Source organism: Actinocorallia libanotica (assembly GCF_039525175.1).
GTDB classification, from domain to species: Bacteria; Actinomycetota; Actinomycetes; order Streptosporangiales; family Streptosporangiaceae; genus Actinocorallia; species Actinocorallia libanotica.
The window spans coordinates 1-18,889 of record NZ_BAAAHH010000014.1; the positions used below are offsets into that span (position 1 = coordinate 1).

Sequence of the window (18,889 nt, forward strand, 5' to 3'; positions counted from 1 at the left end):
GTTGAGGTCGACGGTCGCCGGAAGGTGAGCGGTCTGAGCCGGGGCGGCGCCCGGCGGCTCGGGAGCCGGGGGCGCGGGAGCGGGTTCGGGCTCGGGCTCGGGCGCCGGCTCGGGGGCGGCCGGGGCCTGCGCGGCAGGGGCGGGCGCCTCGTCGGCGCCGGAGATGACCGCAAGCTCGGCGCCGACCTCGACGGTCTCGTCCTCGGCGACGGTGATGCTGGTCAGGATGCCCGCGGCGGGAGAGGGGATCTCGGTGTCGACCTTGTCGGTCGACACCTCCAGGAGCGGCTCGTCGACCTCGACGGGCTCGCCCTCCTTCTTCAGCCAGCGGGTGACGGTGCCCTCGGTGACGCTCTCTCCGAGCTGGGGCATGGTGACGGAGACCGGCATGGTTCTCAGCGACTCCTCTTCGTGGGCTGTCTGTCGTCAGCCGTGGACGTGCAGGGGCTTGCCGGCGAGGGCGAGTGCTGCCTCGCCGACCGCCTCGGACTGGGTGGGGTGCGCGTGGATGAGCTGCGCCACCTCGGTCGGCAGGGCCTCCCAGTTGTAGAGCAGCTGGCCTTCGGTGACCAGCTCGCCGACCCGCGCGCCCACCATGTGGACGCCCAGGATCGGTCCGTCTTTCTCGGCGATCATCTTGACCTCGCCCTGGGTGCCCAGGATCTTGCTCTTGGGGTTGCCCGCGAGGTCGTAGGTGATCTCCTTGATCTCCATGCCGAGTTCCCGCGCCTTGGCGGAGGTGATGCCCACGGAGGCGACCTCGGGGTTGGAGTAGGTGATGCGGGGGACCCCGTCGTAGTCGATCGGGGTGGGGTTCAGGCCCGCCACCTTCTCGGCCACCAGGATGCCCTCGGCGAAGCCGACGTGGGCCAGCTGCAGGGTCGGGATGAGGTCGCCCACCGCCGAGACCGACGGCACGGAGGTGGTGCAGTACTCGTCGACGGTCACGAAGCCGCGGTCGGTGCTCACCCCGTTCTCCTCGAAGCCCAGGCCCTGGGAGACCGGGCCGCGGCCGACGGCCACCAGCAGCAGCTCGGCGTCGATGGTCTTGCCGTTCTCCAGCGAGACCGACACGCCGGAGTCGGTGGTCTTCACGCCCGAGAAGCGGGCGCCGAGCTCGAACTTGATGCCGCGCTTGCGGAAGGCGCGCTCCAGGCGCTTGGAGGAGGACTCCTCCTCCAGCGGCAGCAGGTGCGGCAACCCCTCGACGATGGTGACCTCGGTGCCGAACGAGCGCCAGACGGAGGCGAACTCCACGCCGATGACGCCGCCGCCCAGGACCACCACGGAGGCCGGGACGCGGTCGAGCTCCAAGGCGTGGTCGCTGGAGATGACCTTGTCGCCGTCGATCTCCAGGCCGGGCAGGGACCGGGGGGCCGAGCCGGTGGCGAGCACCACGTGGTCGCCCTCGTAGACGTCGTCGCCCACGGCCACGGAGGTGGGGGAGGCCAGCCGGCCGGCGCCGTGGACGATCTCGATGCCCTTGGACTTGATCAGGCCGGTGAGGCCCTTGACCGTGGTGGAGACGATCTTGTTCTTGTATGCCTGCACCCCGGGCACGTCGATGCCCTCGAGGCTGGCCTTGATGCCGTAGGCGGACGCCTCGCGGATCTCGTCGACGACCTCGGCCGCGTGCAGCAGGGCCTTGGTGGGGATGCAGCCCCGGTTCAGGCACGTGCCCCCGAGGTTGGGGTCCTTCTCGATCAGGACGACGCGCATGCCCAGTTCCGACGCGCGCAGCGCGCAGGCGTAGCCGCCGCTCCCGCCGCCGAGTACGACGAGGTCGTACGGGCCCTTGTTCGTCACCGGACGCTCCTTCTTGTGGATACTCGTTTCGCCGGCCCGGGTGGGCACCGGAGAAATGCCAGGTAGGGCCATCTTTTCATTTGTACCGAGCGGTAAGAGCCGCGGGCGGGTTTGACTCGGGTCACAGAAGACCGTCGGCCACGTCCTCGGCGATCTGCACCAGCGCGCGGGTCGCGGCGCCGGTGCCGCCCTTGGGGGTGTAGCCGTAGGGCTCGCCCTTGTTGTAGGCGGGCCCGGCGATGTCCAGGTGGGCCCAGCGCACCCCGTCGGGCACGAACTCCTTGAGGAAGACGCCCGCGGCGAGCATGCCGCCCCAGCGCTCGGCGCTGATGTTGGCGATGTCGGCGACGGGGGAGTCCAGGCCCTTGCGCAGCTCCTCGGGCAGCGGCATGCCCCAGGCGCTCTCCCCGGAGCGCTCGGCCGCCTGGACGACCTTCTCGCGCACCTCGTCGGAGTTGGCCATGACGGCGGTGGTGCGCACGCCCAGGGCGACCAGCGCGGCGCCGGTCAGCGTGGCGACGTCGACGAGCAGGTCGGGGGCGTCCTCGGCGGAGCGGGCGATGGCGTCGGCCATGACGAGCCGGCCCTCGGCGTCGGTGTTGAGGACCTCGACGGTCTTGCCGCCGTAGATGGTGATGACGTCGGAAGGCCGCTGCGCGGTGCCCGAGGGCATGTTCTCGGCGATGGCCAGGTAGCCGACCACGTTGACCTTCGGCTTGAGCGCGGCGATCGCCCGCAGCGAGGCGAGCACGGCCGCCGCGCCGCCCATGTCGGACTTCATCCAGTCCATGCCCTCGGCCGGCTTGATCGAGATGCCGCCGGTGTCGAAGGTGATGCCCTTGCCGACGAAGACCACGGTCTTGTCGGCCTGCGGGTGCCGGTAGCCCAGGCGCACCAGCCGCGGCGGGTTCACCGAGCCCTGGCCGACGCCGACGATGCCGCCGTAGCCGCCGTCCACCAGCGCCTTCTCGTCGAGGACCTCCAGGTCGAGGCCGGCCTCGCGGGCGACGTTCTCGGCCACGCCCGCCAGGTCCTCGGGGGCGAGGTGGGAGGGCGGGGTGTTGACCAGGTCGCGCGCCAGGGCGACGGCCCCGGTGACGGCCTCGGCCCGCTCGGCCAGGGTGGTGGCGTCCAGGTCGGTGAGGAGCACCAGCTCGCCCACCGGCTCGGTCTGCGCGCCGGTGCGGTAGCGGGCGAAGGAGTAGTTGCCCAGCAGCGCGCCGGTGGCCACGGCGAAGGCGCGCTCGGGGGTGTCGGCGGGCAGCGCGAGCGCGACGCGGGCGGTGCCGGCCAGGGCGCGCACGGCGGCTCCGGCGGCGCGGCGCAGGGCCTCGGGCCCGGGGTCCTCGCCCAGGCCGGCGGCCACGATCACCTTCGCGGGCAGCGCGCCCAGCGTCGGGAGCTTGACCACCTCACCGGCCTTGCCGGTGGCGCCGACGGCCAGAAGCGCCTCGGCCAGGCGCCCGTCCAGCGCGCCGTCCACGCCCTGCGACCCGGCGGCCAGAGCGGCCTCGGGGCCCACGCCTATGACGAGGGCGTCCACGTCGAGGGAGGCGGGATCGGTCTGGCTGATGCTGAGATTCGTCGTCACGCCTCTCGACCTTACTCGCCCCCGGAACCTGTTTCCTCCGTTTCGATCGAGCCTTGCCCCGATCCGGGAGGGGACGAGAAGCCGGAATTTCGTGGGGTTTCGCTGGCTTTTACCCCAGTGTGGCAGTGATCAGAACCACCGTTCCGGCGAGCTCCGCCAGTGCGCCCAGCACGTCTCCGGTGATCCCGCCGAACCGGCGGACCAGGTGCCGGCGCAACAGGGCGGCGGCGCCCAGCGCGAGCGGAACGGCGGCGGCCGGGAGCAGGGATCCCGCGGCCGGATGGATCCACCAGGCGGCCCCGGCGGCGGCGAGGACCAGCGCCGCGGTCCACAGCGCCGCGACGCGGACCGGGACCGTCCCGGCGACCAGCGCGCCCAGCCCGTCCGGCCGTGCCGCGGGCACGCCGGGGGAGCAGGCCCACACCAGCGCCAGCCGCCCCGTCGCCCCGGCCACGACCAGCGCCAGGACCGGATCCGGGGCGGAGGCGGCCGCCGCGACCTGGGCCAGCAGGGTGAACACGAGCGCCACGACGCCGAACGGTCCGATGTCGGAGCGCTTCATGACGGCCAGGGCCTCGGCGGCGGGCCGCCCGCTGCCCAGCCCGTCGGCGACGTCGGCGAGGCCGTCCAGGTGCAGCGCGCGGGTGAGCACCGCGCCCAGCCCCACGGCGAGCACCGCGGCCAGGAGCGCGTCCGCCCCGGCCAGCTCCAGGAGCAGGAACGCCAGCGCCTGGCAGCCCCCCAGCACCGCCCCGACCAGCGGGGCCCAGGCCATGGCCGCGCCGAACACCGGCCGGTCGGCCTCGACGTGGCCGACGGGCAGGACGCTGAGCAGGCCGAAGGACAACCGCAGGGAGGGAGAAAGGGGCACGGGCGGCGAGGCTACCGTCCGGGCCACAGCGGCAGGGGACGGCCCGCCACCACGAGCGCCGCGTCCTCGGACTCGGCGACCAGCCGCTGGTTCAGCTCGCCGAGCAGGTCGCGGAACAACCGGCCCGCCCGGTTGTCGGGCACGAGCGAGAGCCCGACCTCGTCGGAGACCGCCACCACCACCGCCCGCGTGCCGCGCCACGCCGCCACGGCCTCGTCCAGGAGGGGACGGACGGCTCCGGGGTCCTCCCACGCGCCCGTGCGGTCCATGACGGCGGCCAGCCAGGTGCCCAGACCGTCCACCAGCACCGCGCCCTCCGCCTCGCGCAGCACCTCGGCGAGCGCGTCGGACTCCACGGTGCGCCACCAGGACGGCCTGCGCGTCCGGTGCGCGCCCACCCGCGCGGCCCACTCGGGGTCGGAGCCGTCCGGGCGGGGCCCGGTGGCCAGATAGGTCACCTCGGGGCGGGCGGCCAGCCGCAGCTCGGCCTCGGCGGACTTGCCCGAACGCGAGCCGCCGAGCAGCAGCGTCCGGTGCGGCCCGGCGACGGGCGCCAGCCAGAACCCCAGCCGCCGCGCCAGCTCGGCCTCATCCCGCACCCGGTGGTCGACGTGGACGGCGTGGACACGGGTGTGCGCGGCCACCGCCCCGGCCCGCCGCAGCACCGCCAGCTGCTCGGGGCACCCCAGCAGGTCCAGCAGCACGGCGTCGTAGACGGCGCCGGGAGCCGGTTCCGGACACGCCGCGCGGTGGCCGTAGAGCAGCCTTTCCCCCGCGTCCGTCCGCACGTCCAGTCCGCCGGGGACGGCGGTGGACTCCCACTCCTCCAGCGGCCGCCCGTCCACCCGGACGTGCAGCGGAGCACGGCTTTCGCCCCGTCGGCGCAGCGGCGCGCAGGAGGCGCAGCCGCAGTCAGGGGCGGGCCACCCCGGCGCGGAGGCGTCGCCCTCGATCTCGATTCGCATGGCGGAGCGCACTATACGACGCCGAACACATGGCATGATCCCAGTGGGACACATCCCCGGAGCGGTAGCGGGCACGGAGTCGAGGGGGTCTGGCGGACATGACGTGGACGTGGCGCTACGAGAGGGCGGACGGGACGCAGATCCCGGCGAGCGCGCTGCCCGCGCCCTTCGACCAGCCCGACCACCAGCCCACCCAGTCCGACGCCGAGAGCTGGCTGGGCGAGAACTGGCGCCTGCTGGCCGACGCGGGCGTCGCCCGGGTGTACCTGCTGGACGACGACCGCGTCGTGTACGGCCCCATGCCGCTCTCACTCGACTGAACCGCACCGGCCGAACCGCACCGGTCCGGGCGGGAGCGGCCCCGCCGGTTCCGCGGGCGTTACGGGCGGACGGCGGGCGAGCTCGTGTGCGAGGGGTCGCTCACCACGGCGTCGCCGAGGATCTCGTCGATGCGCGCCAGAAGGTCCTTCTCCAGCTTCACGCCGACGGCCTTCACGTTGTCGCGGATCTGCTCGGGCCGGGAGGCTCCGACGATCGCCGAGGAGACGTTGGGGTTCTGCAGCACCCAGGCGACCGCGAGCTGCGCCATGGTCAGGCCCGCGTCCTGGGCGACGGGGCGCAGCTCCTGCACGCGGCGGAGGATCTCGTCGCCCATCCAGACCTTGACGAAGTCGGCGCCGCTCTTGTCGTCGGTGGCGCGCGAGCCGGGCGGCGGCGCCTGCCCGGGGAGGTACTTGCCGGTCAGCACGCCCTGCGCGATCGGCGACCAGACGATCTGCCCGATGCCCTCGCGCTCGCACAGCGGCACGACCTCGGCCTCGATCACCCGGTGCAGCATGGAGTACTGCGGCTGGCTGGAGACGATGCGGTCGAACCCGCGCTCGTCGGCGATCTTCAGCGCCGCGGCGATCTCCTCGGCGCGCCACTCCGAGACCCCGATGTAGAGCGCCTTGCCCTGGCGCACGACGTCCTCGAACGCCCGCATGGTCTCCTCGAGCGGGGTCTCGTGGTCGTAGCGGTGGGCCTGGTAGAGGTCGACGTAGTCGGTGCCGAGCCGGCGCAGCGAGCCGTCGATCGACTCCATGATGTGCTTGCGCGACAGGCCGCGGTCGTTGGGGCCGGAGCCGGTCGGCCAGTAGACCTTGGTGAAGATCTCCAGGGACTCCCGGCGCTGCCCCTTCAGGGCGCGCCCCAGGACGGTCTCGGCGCGGGTGCCGGCGTAGACGTCGGCGGTGTCGAAGGTGGTGATCCCCTCGTCGAGCGCGGCGTGCACGCAGGCGACCGCGGTGTCCTCCTCGACCTGGGACCCATGGGTGATCCAGTTGCCGTAGGAGATTTCGGAGATCTTCAGGCCACTGCGGCCAAGGCGACGGAATTGCATGATCCGATCCTAGGCGGGCGACAGACGACCGCAGCGAAGCGAGGATCGGCTGTCGCCTTGCGGGGGTCCGGGGGTCCGGGGGTCGCCCCCCGGAAGGTCAGATCTTGTCCTTGTCGCCGGGGCCGTAGCGCGGGGTGGGGATGCGCAGGCGGCGCATCTGCAGCGAGCGGGTCGCGGCGTACAGGCCGACGCCCTTGAGCTGCTCGCCGGGGAAGCGCTCGGCGGCGAGCTTCTTGATCTTCTGGGAGATCAGCAGGCTCTCGGTCAGCACGACGAACAGCAGCACCGGCGGGATGATCACGAACAGCAGCTGGGTCAGCGGGGTCTGCACGAAGCTGACCAGCACCACCACGAACATGATCAGCATGAGGTGGGAGCCGAAGGTCCGCCGCGAGTCGACGTAGTCGCGGGCGAACTGGCGCACCGGGCCCTGGTCCCGCTTGGGCAGGTAGCGGGTGTCGCCCTTGGCCATGCCCTCGCGGACCTTCGCCCGCTGCTCGGCCTGGCGGGCGCGGACCTGCTTGTAGGCCTCCTTGCGGTCCCTGGGCGCCGTCACCAGCTGGTTGCGCCGCACCTTCTCGGCCTCGCGCCGCTTGGGGGTGGGCCGGCCCTTGCCGCCCTCCTTGGGGGACCGCTCGTCGGCGGTCTCGGCGGAGGCGGAGGTGTCTGAGGAGTCGCTGCCACGTCGGAACACGGAAGAAGGATATTTGATGGCGATACCGGCAAGGAACCTCGTGGTCGGACCATGCGTCAACAACGTAGGGTGATAAAAGGCCCATCAGTGGCTGGCTCGGGTCTAGCGACCCCGTATGGAAGGGACGTCCGCGCGCGATGAGCGTGATGAAGCGAATGTCGATGATCTTCAAGTCCAAGGCCAACAACGCGCTGGACCGTCTCGAGGATCCGCGGGAGACCCTGGACTACTCCTACCAGCGCCAGCTGGAGATGCTGCAGAAGGTCCGGCGGGGCGTGGCCGACGTGGCGACCTCGCGCAAGCGGCTGGAACTGCAGATCACGCGGTTGGAGAAGGATCACAACAAGCTCACCGACCAGGGGCGCCAGGCGCTGCAGGTGGGCCGTGAGGACCTGGCCAGGGCCGCGCTGGAGCGCCGCGCCGGCCTGGACTCCCAGTTGAACGACCTGCGCGCGCAGTACGAGCAGCTGCAGGGCGAGGAGGAGAAGCTCACGCTGGCCGCGCAGCGGCTGCAGGCCAAGGTGGACGCCTTCCGCACCCGCAAGGAGACGATCAAGGCGACGTACACCGCGGCCGAGGCCCAGACCCGCATCAGTGAGGCGTTCAGCGGCATCTCCGAGGAGATGGGCGACGTGGGCATGGCGATCCAGCGCGCCGAGGACCGCACCGCCCAGCTGCAGGCCCGGGCGGGCGCGATCGACGAGCTGCTGGAGTCCGGCGCGCTGGAGGACTACACCGGCCCGCGCGACGACATCCAGGCCGAGCTCAACCGCATGAACGCCTCCACCGGCGTGGAGCTGGAGCTGGAGCGCCTCAAGGCCGAGCTCGGCCAGGGCGGCGAGGCGCCCCGCCAGCTGGACGCCGGGCCCGCCCAGGCCCAGCAGCAGCCCGCCCCCCAGCCCCAGCAGCAGAAGCCGTGGCCCGAGCAGGGCGGTAGCTGACCCTCGCGAGAGCGCACTCCCGCGAGGGTTTCAGGCCGACCCGCGCAAGGGTTTCAGGCCGACCCTGCGAAGGTGCTTTCCACAGCACCCCGTGCGGAGGGCGACCATCGCGATTCGGGCGACCCTGTCTGGACTGAGGATCTTGATCGCCTCCAGGCGATCAAGATCTGAAGGAAGACAGGGCCCAAGGGCCCGAATCGCCCGACGCGACGAAGTCGCGGCCATCAAGGAAGAGCGAGCATGCGGTCCAGGGCCGCCTTGGCGTGGCGGGTGGTCTCGGGGTCGACCGTGATCTGGTTGGGGACCTCGCCTCGGGCGAGGGCCTCCAGGGCCCACACCAGGTGGGGCAGGTCGATGCGGTTCATGGTGGAGCAGAAGCAGACCGTCTTGTCGAGGAACATGACGTTCTTATCGGGGTGGGCGCCCGCGAGCCGCTTGACCAGGTTGAGCTCGGTGCCGATCGCCCAGGAGCTGCCGGGTTCGGCGGCCTCCAGGGTCTTGATGATGTACTCGGTGGAGCCGATGTGGTCGGCGGCGGTGACGACCTCGTGCCGGCACTCGGGGTGGACGAGCACGTTGACGCCGGGCACCCGCGTGCGTACGTCCTCGACCGAGGCGAGGCTGAAGCGCCCGTGCACCGAGCAGTGGCCCTTCCACAGGATCATCTTGGCGTTGCGCAACTGCTCGTCGGTGAGCCCGCCGCCCGGGCGGTGCGGGTTGTAGACCACGCAGTCGTCCAGGGTCAGGCCCATCTCCAGCACCGCGGTGTTGCGGCCGAGGTGCTGGTCGGGCAGGAAGAGGACCTGCTCGCCCTGCTCGAAGGCCCACTCCAGCGCGCGCTTGGCGTTGGAGGAGGTGCACACCACACCGCCGCGGCGGCCCACGAACGCCTTGATGTCGGCCGAGGAGTTCATGTAGGTGACGGGGACGACCCGGTCGGCGATCCCGAGGTCGGTGAGGGCGTCCCAGCACTCCTCGACCTGGTCGAAGGTCGCCATGTCGGCCATCGAGCAGCCCGCGGCGAGGTCCGGCAGCACGACCCGCTGGTCGTCGCCGGTGAGGATGTCGGCGGACTCGGCCATGAAGTGCACGCCGCAGAAGACGATGTAGGGGGCCTGCGGCCGGGCGGCGGCGTCACGGGCCAGCTTGAAGGAGTCGCCGGTGACGTCGGCGAACTGGATCACCTCGTCGCGCTGGTAGTGGTGGCCCAGCACGAAGACCTTGTCGCCGAGGGCGGCCTTGGCCGCGGCGGCCCTGGCCACCAGCTGCGGGTCGGAGGCGGGGGGCAGCTCGCCGGGGCACTGCACGCCGGCCTCGCTGTCGGGGTCCGCACCCTGTCCGAGGAACAGCAGGGGGAGATCGGTTGTGGTCGTCACGGGGGCTCCTTCCCGCGAACGGGGGATGAGGTCTGATGACTTATCGTCGGAGTGACGATTCCCATGTAACCACATACCGGGCACTGCACGCATGGCCGGGGTCCGCGCCCGGCGCCTCCTGTGGCACCATGAGAAAAACCCCGCCGACCGGGGAAGAACCACGTCGGCAGGTACGTTGTGACTGTTGGCAATTCCTCGGCCCCGCTACTGGGAGTAATAGATATGACGGAGACCAGCACTCAGCAGGGGATCATCCTCACCGACGCCGCCGCGCAGAAGGTCAAGGCCCTGCTGGAGCAGGAGGGCCGCGACGACCTCGCGCTGCGCGTGGCGGTGCAGCCGGGCGGCTGCTCCGGGCTGATCTACCAGCTGTTCTTCGACGAGCGCCAGCTCGACGGCGACATCACCTACGACTTCGACGGCGTCACCGTGGTGACCGACCGCATGAGCGCCCCCTACCTGGGCGGGGCGACCGTCGACTTCGTCGACACGATCGAGAAGCAGGGCTTCACGATCGACAACCCCAACGCCACGGGCTCCTGCGCCTGCGGTGACAGCTTCTCCTGAGGGGCTTCTCAGCTCTCGAAGGGCCTGACAGAGTAATCTGATCAGGCCCTTTTTCCGTTCGTCCCCAAAGGAGAGCCACCACCGTGCGCATCGCCGTGACAGGCTCCATCGCGACCGACCATCTGATGACCTTCCCCGGCAGGTTCTCCGACCAGCTGCTGCCCGACCAGCTCCAGCAGGTCTCGCTCTCCTTCCTGGTGGACGAGCTGGAGATCCGGCGCGGGGGCATCGCGGCGAACATCTCCTTCGGCCTGGGCGGCCTGGGCCTGAGCCCGCTGCTGGTCGGCGCGGTCGGCACCGACTTCGCCGACTACCGCGCCTGGCTGGAGCGCCACGGGGTGGACTGCTCCGGCGTGCACATCTCCGAGCTGCGGCACACCGCCCGGTTCATGTGCACCACCGACGCCGACCACAACCAGATGGCCTCCTTCTACGCGGGCGCCATGAGCGAGGCGCGCAACATCGAGCTGGCCCCGCTCGGCGAGCTCGACCTGGTGGTGATCAGCCCCAACGACCCCGAGGCGATGGTCCGCCACACCGAGGAGTGCCGCACCCGGGGCGTCCCGTTCGCCGCCGACCCCTCCCAGCAGCTCGCCCGCATGGACGGCGCGGAGGTGCGCAGCCTCATCGGCGGCGCCGCCTACCTGTTCACCAACGAGTACGAGAAGGCGCTCTGCGAGCAGAAGTCCGGCTGGTCGGACGCCGAGATCCTCGACCAGGTGGGCGTCCGGGTCACCACCCTGGGCCCCAAGGGCGTGATGATCGACCGCAAGGGCGAGCCCGGCCTGCACGTCCCGGCCGCGCCCGAGGTCCGCAAGGTCGAGCCGACCGGGGTCGGCGACGCCTTCCGCGCCGGCTTCCTGGCCGCCGTCGCCTGGGGCCTGGGCCTGGAGCGCGCCGCCCAGCTGGGCAACCTGGTGGCCGCGCACGCGCTGGAGACCGCCGGCGGCCAGGAGTACCGCCTGGAGCGCGAGGACCTGCTCACCCGGATGGGCCAGGCCTACGGCGCCGCGGCCGCCGACGAGGTCGCCGCCCACCTGAAGTAGCGGAAAGCCCCCGTGGTCACGGGCCTGCCCCAGTGGTCACGGGCCGGCCTCAGTAGTCACGACGGACGTGGAAGGCCCACCCCCCCTGGGGGAGGGCCTCCTCGCGCACGAACGTCTGGGACTTCATCCGGCACCAGGCGGGGATGTCGGTGCGGGCGGCGACGTCGTCGGCCTGCACGGCGATGATCTGGCCGAGCTGCACCTCGCGGATGCGCTCGGCCAGCATGATGATCGGTATGGGGCACTTGCGGCCCAGCGCGTCCAGGACCAGCGCGGCCGGGGGACCGGCCGGCGCGGGCGGGGGCGCGGGAGCTGCCTGCGGCGCGGGGGGCTGCCTGCGGAGGCGGCGGCGGAAGCCCATGGTTCACGCTTCCCTTCTCGGCGGGCGGGCGTCAGGTGACGCCCGCGCTCTTGCGCAACCGGCTCACCGTGTCGGGTAGCACGGCGAGGAACCGGTCGACGTCCGCGGTGGTCGCCCCTCGGGGCAGCGACACCCGGACATTGCCATGGGTGATCACTCCCATGGCCTCCAGCACATGGCTCGGTCGAAGCGTATCGGCAGTGCACGAACTCCCGGACGAAACCTCGAAACCCAGGCGGTCGAGTTCGGTGATGATGGCCTCTCCTTCCACATAAAGGAAAGAAAAGGTCACCAGGTGGGGAAGTCTTCGCACCGGATCCCCGACGATCTCCACGTCCGCCACCAGTTCGGGCAGCCGGGCGCGGATCCGGTCGACCAGCTCCCGCAGCCGCGGCGCGTCGGCGGCGAACTCCGCGGTGTGCGCCTCCAGCGCGGCGGCCGTGGCCAGCGCGGCGGGCACGCCGGGGAAGCCGGGGACCCGCCCGCCCTCCCGCTCGTCGGCGGGCAGCGGCGACCTCCAGCGGGTGCCCTTCCTGACCACCAGCAGCCCGGTGCCGGGCGGGCCGCCGAACTTGTGGGCGCTGGCGGCCAGCAGGGACCAGCCCGCCGGGAGCGGCATCCGCCCCGCGGACTGGGCGGCGTCGGTGAACAGGGGGACGCCCGCCGCGCGGCACGCCTCGGCCACCTCCTCCACCGGCTGCACCGTGCCCACCTCGTGGTTGGCCGACTGCAGGCAGGCCAGCGCGGTGTCGTGGCGCAGCGCGGCGGCGAACTCCGCCGGATCGACCCTGCCGTGCAGGTCCACCGGCACGGCGGTGACCGTGCCGCCCTCGCGTTCGTGCAGCTCCGCGGCGTGCAGGACGCTGGAGTGCTCCACCGCGCCCACCACCAGATGGCGCCCCGCCCGCCGGCGCGCGGCCAGCGCGCCCAGCACCGCCAGGTGCACGGCCTGGGTGCCCGAGGTGGTGAAGCTCAGCTCGTCCGGCCGCACCCCCAGCGAGGCCGCGACCCGGGCCCTCGCCTCATCCAGTAGCATTCTGGCCCGTCGTCCGGATCCGTACAGGCGCGCCGGATCCGCCCACCCCGTCTCGTACGCCGCCAGCAGCGCGGATCGGGCCGCCGGGTGCAGCGGTTCGGTCGAGGCAGCGTCGAAGTAAGGCACAGTACGACATTAACGGGGGTCCCGAGAGGGGCTTCCAGGACACCCGCGCTAATGTGTCCACCAAACGAGGATCTATTTGAATGCAGCCGCCCGGGGATGCTCCCGGGCTTCATCTGTGGGGAAGGCAATCCGTGAGTCCGACCCGCTCTAGGGAGCGGCGTACGCCAGTGCGTGGCCGCCGAGCGCTGAGAAGCGCGACCGCGCTGGCTTTGCTGGCGATGGCCGCCACCGCCTGTGACGCTGAACAGTGGAAGCGCATTGGGTACCCCGACCCGGCCAGCGAGCAGGGCGAACGCATGCTCTCGCTCTGGCAGGGCTCGTGGATCGCGGCGATCGCGATCGGCGTGATCGTGTGGGGCCTGATCATCTGGGCCGTGTTGTTCCACCGCAAGCGCAAGGACCAAGAAGGCCTTCCGCTGCAGGTGCGCTACAACCTGCCGGTCGAGATGCTCTACACGGCCGTTCCGTTCGTCATCATCGGCGTGCTGTTCTTCTACACCGCCCGCGACGAGTCCTACGTCGAGAAGCTGAGCGAGAAGCCGGACGTCACGGTGGACGTGATCAGCTACCAGTGGAGCTGGCAGTTCGACTACCTCGGCAACGCCTACAAGAAGGCCGACGGCTCCCCGATCAGCATCGTCGGCACCCCGACGGCGCCCGACGCTCCGGGCGGCACCGCCCAGGGTGAGAAGCCGGTCCTGGTCGTCCCCGTCGACAAGACCGTCCGCTTCAACCTCAAGTCGGACAACGTCATCCACTCCTTCTGGGTTCCCGCCTTCATCTACAAGAAGGACGTCGTTCCCGGATACGTGAACAAGTTCGAGCTGCGCCCGACGAAGCTCGGCACCTACGAGGGCCGCTGCGCCGAACTCTGCGGCGTCGACCACAGCCGGATGCTCTTCCAGGTGAAGGTCGTCTCGCAGGCCGAGTTCGACGACTTCGTGGCGCAGCAGAAGTCCGGAGGCGCGCAGTGACCGCGATCTCAGAGAGCCCCGCGCTCACCCCCGCGGGCACCCGCACCAGCAAGGGCCGGCTGATCGTCAACTGGATGACGTCGACCGACCACAAGGTCATCGGCTACATGTACCTGATCACCTCCTTCGCGTTCTTCCTCGTCGGAGGCGTGATGGCACTGGTGATCCGGGCGGAGCTGTTCAAGCCCGGCATGCAGATGGTGAGCAACGAGCAGTTCAACCAGCTGTTCACCATGCACGGCACGGTGATGCTGCTGATGTTCGCCACCCCGCTGTTCGCGGGCTTCGCCAACGTGATCATGCCGCTGCAGATCGGCTCGCCCGACGTGGCGTTCCCGCGCATGAACATGCTGGCGTACTGGTTCTTCCTGTTCGGCAGCCTGATCGTGCTCGCCGCGTTCCTCACCCCCGACGGCGCCGCCAGCTTCGGCTGGTTCGCCTACGCCCCGCTGTCGGACTCGGTCCGCTCGCCGGGCTTCGGCGGCGACCTGTGGGTGATCGGCCTGTCCCTGTCGGGTCTGGGCACGATCCTGGGCGCGGTCAACTTCATCACCACGATCCTGTGCATGCGCGCGCCGGGCATGACGATGTTCCGGATGTCGATCTTCACCTGGAACATCCTGCTGACCTCGATCCTGGTCCTGCTGGCCTTCCCGGTCCTGGCCGCCGCGCTGCTGGCGCTCTTCGCCGACCGCAAGTTCGGCGCCCACGTGTTCGACGCCTCCCACGGCGGCGCGATCCTGTGGCAGCACCTCTTCTGGTTCTTCGGCCACCCAGAGGTGTACATCATCGCCCTGCCGTTCTTCGGCATCGTGACCGAGATCCTGCCGGTGTTCAGCCGCAAGCCGATCTTCGGTTACATCGGCCTGGTCGGCGCGACCATCGCGATCGCCGGTCTGTCGATCACCGTCTGGGCGCACCACATGTTCGTGACGGGACAGGTGCTCCTACCGTTCTTCTCGTTCATGACGTTCCTCATCGCGGTGCCCACGGGCGTGAAGTTCTTCAACTGGATCGGCACGATCTGGCGAGGGCACCTCACGTTCGAGAGCCCGATGCTCTTCTCGCTGGGCTTCCTGGTCACCTTCCTCTTCGGCGGCCTGACCGGCGTCATCCTGGCCTCGCCCCCGATGGACTTCCAGCTGTCGGACTCCTACTTCGTGGTGGCGCACTTCCACTACGTGGTCTTCGGCACGGTCGTCTTCGCGATGTTCGCGGGCTTCTACTTCTGGTGGCCCAAGTTCACCGGCAAGATGCTCAACGACACCTGGGGCAAGGTCCACTTCTGGATCCTGTTCATCGGCTTCCACGGCACCTTCCTGGTGCAGCACTGGCTGGGCGCGGCGGGCATGCCCCGGCGCTACGCCGACTACGCCTCGGAGTTCACCGGCCTGAACGAGCTGTCCACCGTCTTCTCGTTCCTGCTCGGCGCCTCGATGCTGCCGTTCTTCTACAACCTGTACATCACGTGGAAGAAGGGCAAGAAGGTCACCGTGGACGACCCGTGGGGCTACGGAGGCTCCCTGGAGTGGGCGACCTCCTGCCCGCCGCCGCGGCACAACTTCAACTCGATCCCGCGGATCCGCTCCGAGCGTCCGGCCTTCGACCTGCACCACGCCGCAGAGGCGCACCGTGCGGCGGAGATGATCGGCGCGGGCACGCCCAAGAAGCTGGAGGGCTGACCCGATGCGCATCCAGGCCTACATGTTCTACGGGTGCGGGATCTTCTTCCTGATCACCGACATCGTCTACTGGATCTTCTCCGGTGACTGGACGGGCACCACCGCCCTGGCGATGTCCGTCGGCCTCGCCTTCATGATCGCCTTCTACATCCACTTCACGGTCAGCCGGCTGGAGAAGCTCAAGGGCGGCGAGCTGCCCGAGGACGACAAGCTGGGCGAGATCGCCGAGCTCGCCGGCAAGGTGGGCTCGTTCAGCCCGCACAGCTGGTGGCCGCTGTTCGTGGCCCTGGCGGCCGCGGGCATCTGCCTGGGGCTGGTGTTCGGCTGGTGGCTGGTGCTGCTGTCCGTCACCTGCATCATCATGGCCGTCATCGGCTTCGTCTTCGAGTACTACCGCGGTCAGTACGTCGAGGCGTAAGCGCTCTGCGACGATTCACCGAAGGCCGGTGTGCTCCCGAGCGGGAGCGCACCGGCCTTCGGCATAATCGCTTTCCGTTATGGGATGCTCACCGGGTGAGGTTTCCCCCGCCGGTCCGCGCGGGTAGCCAAGAGCACAGAAGCGGTGTTCGTCCGCTTCTCGGTGATCTTCGGGGGGCCTGGGGCTCTTCGGGACCTGGAACGGGATGACAACAGGAGGTTCGGTGCCGGTCTACCGCGCTGTGTCGAGGGCGGGAGCCGCGGGTCTGCTCCTGGCCCCGCTGCTGGCCAGCTGCTCGCAGGAGAAGCCGCTCCCTCCGCGGGCCGGTGTCGTGATCTCGCCGGTGAACACCGCGGTGAAGCCCGACACCCCCATCGTCGTGCGGGCGGACAAGGGAACGCTCCAGAACGTCAGCGTCCAGGACGGCCAGGGCGCCGCCGTGGAGGGCGTCCTGGCCGCCGACGCCTCCACCTGGACGTCCCGCTTCCCGCTGGCGCCCGGCGGCAGGTACCACGTGAAGGCGGCGGCGCTGGGCACCGACGGCCAGATGCAGACGCGGTCCGGGTCCTTCACCACCACGCGGCCCCGGCAGACGGTGGAGGGCGAGGTGCTCTTCCCCGAGGCGCGCGAGACCGTCGGGGTGGGCATGGCCGTCAAGATCGGATTCGACCGCGAGGTCACCGACAAGGCGGCGGTGGAGCGGGCGCTGGAGGTGCGCAGCTCCAAGCCGGTCGAGGGGGCGTGGCGCTGGTTCGACGACAGCAGCGTCATCTTCCGCCCCAAGGAGTACTGGCCCGCCTACACCAAGGTCAGGGTGCTCGGCCACCTGTCGGGGGTGCCGATCGCCGGCGGGCACTACGGCGCCAAGGACATCGACCTGGAGTTCAACGTCGGCGAGCGCATCGAGGCCTTCGGCGACGCCCGCAAGCACAAGGTCGTGGTCAAGCGCAACGGCAAGACGGTGCGCTCGATGCCCGCCAGCATGGGCAAGGGCGGGGTGCGCAAGTACACCACGACCAGCGGCGTGCACCTGACGATGGAGAAGGAGTACATGACCGTCATGACGTCGCCCGGTATCGGGCCGGGCCAGGCCGGCTACTACCAGCAGAACGTCAACTGGACGGTGCGGATCTCCAGCAGCGGCGAGTACCTGCACAGCGCGCCCTGGTCGGTGGGCTCGCAGGGCAACGCCAACGTCAGCCACGGCTGCATCAACCTCTCCCCGGCCGACGCCAAGTGGTACCACAACATCAGCCACCGCGGTGATCCGATGACGGTCACCGGCACGGACCGCGAGCTGGAGCCGGAGAACGGCTGGGGCTACTGGCAGCTGGACTGGAAGCAGTGGCTGGAGGGCAGCAAGGCGCAGGGCTTCACCACGGGCACGCTGGCGGGATCGGCGCAGCCGGCGGACGCCCAGGGCCCGGCGGGCTCCTCGGACGTCCAGGAGGGGCGCCAGAAGCTCAGGAGTCCCTGAGCCGCTGCGAGACCGCCACCCAGCGCTCCAGCAGGGAGCGCGCCGCGCCGGAGTCGATGGACTCCCCGGCCCGCTCGTAGGCGCCCTTGAGCGCGGGGACGAGCCCGTCGGCCGTCGGCGCGCCCTCGGCGGCGACGAGGGCCGCGGCGGCGTTGAGCCGCACCATGTCCCGTACGGGGCCCTTCTCGCCCGCCAGGACCTGGCGCACGACCCCGGCGTTGTACTGCGCGTCGGCGCCGCGCAGCTCCTCCAGGGTGGATCTGGGGATGCCCAGGTCCGCCGGGTCGAAGACCGTCTCCTCCACCCGGCCGTCCCGCACGCACCACACCGCCGAGGGGCCGGTGGTGCTCAGCTCGTCCAGGCCGTCCTCGCCGCGGAAGACCAGCGCCGAGCAGCCGCGGTCGGCGAAGACCCCGGCGACGACCGGCGCCATGCTCGGGTGGAACACCCCGACGGCCATCGCGCGCGGCCGGGCCGGGTTGGTCAGCGGGCCGAGGAAGTTGAAGAAGGTGGGGGTGCCCAGCTCCTTGCGCACCCCGCCGGCGTAGCGCATGGCGGGGTGGTAGAGCGGGGCGAAGAGGAAGGCGATCCCGGCCTCGGCCAGCACCTGTGAGGTCTTGTGCGGCGGCAGGTCGATCACCACGCCGAGCGCCTCCAGCACGTCCGCGGTGCCGCAGGCCGAGGAGGCCGCGCGGTTGCCGTGCTTGGCGATGCGCACGCCGGCCCCGGCCGCCACGATGGCGGCCATCGTGGAGAAGTTGACCGTGTGGTGGCGGTCACCGCCGGTGCCGACCAGGTCGACGACGCCCTCGGCGGGCGCCTCCAGCGGCGTGCCGGCGGCGAGCATGCCCTGGGCGATGCCGGAGATCTCGCCGACCGTCTCGCCCTTGGCGCGCAGCGCGATGGCGAAGCCCGCCATCTGGGCGTCGGTGGCCTCGCCCGCCATGATCCGGCCCATCGCCCACTCGGCCTCCTCGGCGGTCAGCGTCCGCCCGTCGAGCAGGGCGTTGAGCAGGAAGGGCCAGGTCGTACGGGCAGCCACGGGAGACCTCTCTCGGGTCGTGTCTTCTTCTTAGAGAACGGGCAGGCGGTCTTCGAGCCGCTTGCGCAGCAGGGAGGCCGCGGCCTTGGCGGCGGCCATGGGGTCCAGCGGCCGGAGGAGCACGGCGTCGGCCCGCGACCAGGTGGCCAGCCAGCCGTCGTCCCGCCGGGCGATGAGCGCCAGCATCGGGGGGCAGTCGTACACCTCGTCCTTGGCCTGCCGGCACACGCCGAGCCCGCCCGCGGGCCGCGCCTCGGCGTCCAGGACCACCAGGTCGAAGCCGCCCTCGTCCAGCAGCCGCACCACCGCGGGCTGGGTGGCGCACTCGACGAACTCCACCGGGGGGAGGTCCATCGCGGGGCGGCGGCCGATGGCCAGCCGGATCTGCTCGCGGACACTGGCGTCGTCGCCGTAGACGAGGACCTTCAGCGGGGGGGCCGGGGTTGCGGCGGGCTGGGTGGCGCTCATGCCCGAGAGGTTACCGCTTCCGCCCTGGGCGACCAAGGGAGCCCGGCCGAAGGACGGCGGTGTCCTC

Annotated in this window: 20 protein-coding genes; 8 read left to right on the forward strand and 12 right to left on the reverse strand. The window is 71.0% G+C overall.

All coding sequences use genetic code 11. The features are described from left to right. From ABD140_RS17990 to ABD140_RS18010, 5 genes are all read right to left on the reverse strand, one after another. Positions 1-390: biotin/lipoyl-containing protein (locus ABD140_RS17990; RefSeq protein WP_344242011.1), on the reverse strand; the 390-nt coding region annotated here is incomplete at its 3' end. A 36-nt stretch (positions 391-426) separates the two neighbouring features. Continuing rightward, positions 427-1,806 carry a dihydrolipoyl dehydrogenase gene (gene lpdA / locus ABD140_RS17995; protein WP_344242012.1) on the reverse strand — a complete coding sequence of 460 codons (1,380 nt, stop codon included), beginning with the start codon at positions 1,804-1,806 and terminating at the stop codon, positions 427-429. A 121-nt stretch (positions 1,807-1,927) separates the two neighbouring features. Beyond that, entirely contained in the window at positions 1,928-3,397 is a 1,470-nt protein-coding gene (locus ABD140_RS18000) for a leucyl aminopeptidase (RefSeq protein WP_344242013.1), read from the reverse strand. A 109-nt stretch (positions 3,398-3,506) separates the two neighbouring features. Beyond that, positions 3,507-4,268: an adenosylcobinamide-GDP ribazoletransferase gene (locus ABD140_RS18005; protein WP_344242014.1), complete on the reverse strand. Its 762-nt coding sequence runs from the start codon at positions 4,266-4,268 to the stop codon at positions 3,507-3,509. Positions 4,269-4,279: 11 nt separating this feature from the next. Next, the gene (locus ABD140_RS18010; RefSeq protein WP_344242015.1) at positions 4,280-5,233 is read right to left on the reverse strand and encodes a bifunctional adenosylcobinamide kinase/adenosylcobinamide-phosphate guanylyltransferase; all 954 of its coding nucleotides are present in this window, start codon (positions 5,231-5,233) and stop codon (positions 4,280-4,282) included. Positions 5,234-5,331: 98 nt separating this feature from the next. Here ABD140_RS18010 and ABD140_RS18015 point away from each other — a divergent pair, with 98 nt between their 5' ends. Beyond that, a complete protein-coding gene (locus tag ABD140_RS18015) occupies positions 5,332-5,553 on the forward strand; it encodes a hypothetical protein (RefSeq protein WP_344242016.1) in 222 nt (73 codons plus the stop codon). Positions 5,554-5,612: 59 nt separating this feature from the next. On the opposite strand, the gene ABD140_RS18020 is transcribed toward ABD140_RS18015, so the two are convergent. Both ABD140_RS18020 and ABD140_RS18025 read right to left on the reverse strand, forming a co-directional pair. Beyond that, on the reverse strand, positions 5,613-6,614 hold the full coding sequence (locus tag ABD140_RS18020; RefSeq protein WP_344242017.1) for an aldo/keto reductase family protein: 1,002 nt from the start codon (positions 6,612-6,614) through the stop codon (positions 5,613-5,615). Positions 6,615-6,711: 97 nt separating this feature from the next. Continuing rightward, positions 6,712-7,308 (reverse strand): DUF3043 domain-containing protein, encoded by a 597-nt coding sequence (locus ABD140_RS18025; RefSeq protein ID WP_344242018.1) that lies wholly within the window; start codon positions 7,306-7,308, stop codon positions 6,712-6,714. Between the two features lie 137 nt (positions 7,309-7,445). Here ABD140_RS18025 and ABD140_RS18030 point away from each other — a divergent pair, with 137 nt between their 5' ends. Continuing rightward, the gene (locus ABD140_RS18030; protein ID WP_344242019.1) at positions 7,446-8,249 is read left to right on the forward strand and encodes a PspA/IM30 family protein; all 804 of its coding nucleotides are present in this window, start codon (positions 7,446-7,448) and stop codon (positions 8,247-8,249) included. 224 nt (positions 8,250-8,473) lie between these two features. On the opposite strand, the gene nadA is transcribed toward ABD140_RS18030, so the two are convergent. Beyond that, on the reverse strand, positions 8,474-9,625 hold the full coding sequence (nadA, locus tag ABD140_RS18035; RefSeq protein WP_344242020.1) for a quinolinate synthase NadA: 1,152 nt from the start codon (positions 9,623-9,625) through the stop codon (positions 8,474-8,476). Between the two features lie 222 nt (positions 9,626-9,847). Between nadA and erpA the strand changes: the two genes are divergently transcribed. Next, positions 9,848-10,192: an iron-sulfur cluster insertion protein ErpA gene (gene erpA, locus ABD140_RS18040; protein WP_344242021.1), complete on the forward strand. Its 345-nt coding sequence runs from the start codon at positions 9,848-9,850 to the stop codon at positions 10,190-10,192. A gap of 83 nt (positions 10,193-10,275) precedes the next feature. Beyond that, positions 10,276-11,238: a carbohydrate kinase family protein gene (locus ABD140_RS18045; RefSeq protein ID WP_344242022.1), complete on the forward strand. Its 963-nt coding sequence runs from the start codon at positions 10,276-10,278 to the stop codon at positions 11,236-11,238. A gap of 49 nt (positions 11,239-11,287) precedes the next feature. Here ABD140_RS18045 and ABD140_RS18050 read toward each other — a convergent pair whose 3' ends face one another. Together ABD140_RS18050 and ABD140_RS18055 are read right to left on the reverse strand one after the other, a co-directional pair. Then, positions 11,288-11,599 (reverse strand): sulfurtransferase TusA family protein, encoded by a 312-nt coding sequence (locus ABD140_RS18050; protein WP_344242023.1) that lies wholly within the window; start codon positions 11,597-11,599, stop codon positions 11,288-11,290. Between the two features lie 31 nt (positions 11,600-11,630). Further along, positions 11,631-12,761, reverse strand: a complete 1,131-nt coding sequence (locus tag ABD140_RS18055; protein WP_344242024.1) for a cysteine desulfurase family protein — start codon at positions 12,759-12,761, stop codon at positions 11,631-11,633. Positions 12,762-12,928: 167 nt separating this feature from the next. Between ABD140_RS18055 and ctaC the strand changes: the two genes are divergently transcribed. The 4 genes from ctaC (at position 12,929) to ABD140_RS18075 (ending at position 17,312) form a co-directional block, all read left to right on the forward strand. Beyond that, on the forward strand, positions 12,929-13,735 hold the full coding sequence (gene ctaC / locus ABD140_RS18060; protein WP_344242025.1) for an aa3-type cytochrome oxidase subunit II: 807 nt from the start codon (positions 12,929-12,931) through the stop codon (positions 13,733-13,735). Then, positions 13,732-15,417 (forward strand): aa3-type cytochrome oxidase subunit I, encoded by a 1,686-nt coding sequence (ctaD, locus tag ABD140_RS18065; RefSeq protein ID WP_486303347.1) that lies wholly within the window; start codon positions 13,732-13,734, stop codon positions 15,415-15,417. The genes ctaC and ctaD overlap by 4 nt, the downstream gene beginning before the upstream one ends. Positions 15,418-15,421: 4 nt before the next feature. Next, positions 15,422-15,835 carry a cytochrome c oxidase subunit 4 gene (locus ABD140_RS18070; RefSeq protein ID WP_344242026.1) on the forward strand — a complete coding sequence of 138 codons (414 nt, stop codon included), beginning with the start codon at positions 15,422-15,424 and terminating at the stop codon, positions 15,833-15,835. Between the two features lie 223 nt (positions 15,836-16,058). Continuing rightward, entirely contained in the window at positions 16,059-17,312 is a 1,254-nt protein-coding gene (locus tag ABD140_RS18075) for a L,D-transpeptidase (protein ID WP_344242027.1), read from the forward strand. Here the strand turns inward: ABD140_RS18075 and trpD are convergent. Then, entirely contained in the window at positions 17,299-18,354 is a 1,056-nt protein-coding gene (gene trpD / locus ABD140_RS18080) for an anthranilate phosphoribosyltransferase (protein ID WP_344242028.1), read from the reverse strand. The genes ABD140_RS18075 and trpD overlap by 14 nt on opposite strands. Before the next feature lie 30 nt (positions 18,355-18,384). Next, positions 18,385-18,822, reverse strand: a complete 438-nt coding sequence (locus ABD140_RS18085) for a hypothetical protein (protein WP_344242029.1) — start codon at positions 18,820-18,822, stop codon at positions 18,385-18,387. Between the last annotated feature and the right edge of the window lie 67 nt (positions 18,823-18,889).

Excerpts from the sequence above, each read along its gene's own strand:
- ABD140_RS18050 (WP_344242023.1), bottom strand. The coding sequence starts at position 11,599 with ATGGGCTTCCGCCGCCGCCTCCGCAGGCAGCCCCCCGCGCCGCAGGCA.
- ABD140_RS18020 (WP_344242017.1), bottom strand. The coding sequence starts at position 6,614 with ATGCAATTCCGTCGCCTTGGCCGCAGTGGCCTGAAGATCTCCGAAATC.
- ABD140_RS18010 (WP_344242015.1), bottom strand. The coding sequence starts at position 5,233 with ATGCGAATCGAGATCGAGGGCGACGCCTCCGCGCCGGGGTGGCCCGCC.
- erpA (WP_344242021.1), top strand. The coding sequence starts at position 9,848 with ATGACGGAGACCAGCACTCAGCAGGGGATCATCCTCACCGACGCCGCC.
- ABD140_RS18085 (WP_344242029.1), bottom strand. The coding sequence starts at position 18,822 with ATGAGCGCCACCCAGCCCGCCGCAACCCCGGCCCCCCCGCTGAAGGTC.
- ABD140_RS18030 (WP_344242019.1), top strand. The coding sequence starts at position 7,446 with ATGAGCGTGATGAAGCGAATGTCGATGATCTTCAAGTCCAAGGCCAAC.
- ABD140_RS18070 (WP_344242026.1), top strand. The coding sequence starts at position 15,422 with ATGCGCATCCAGGCCTACATGTTCTACGGGTGCGGGATCTTCTTCCTG.
- ABD140_RS18015 (WP_344242016.1), top strand. The coding sequence starts at position 5,332 with ATGACGTGGACGTGGCGCTACGAGAGGGCGGACGGGACGCAGATCCCG.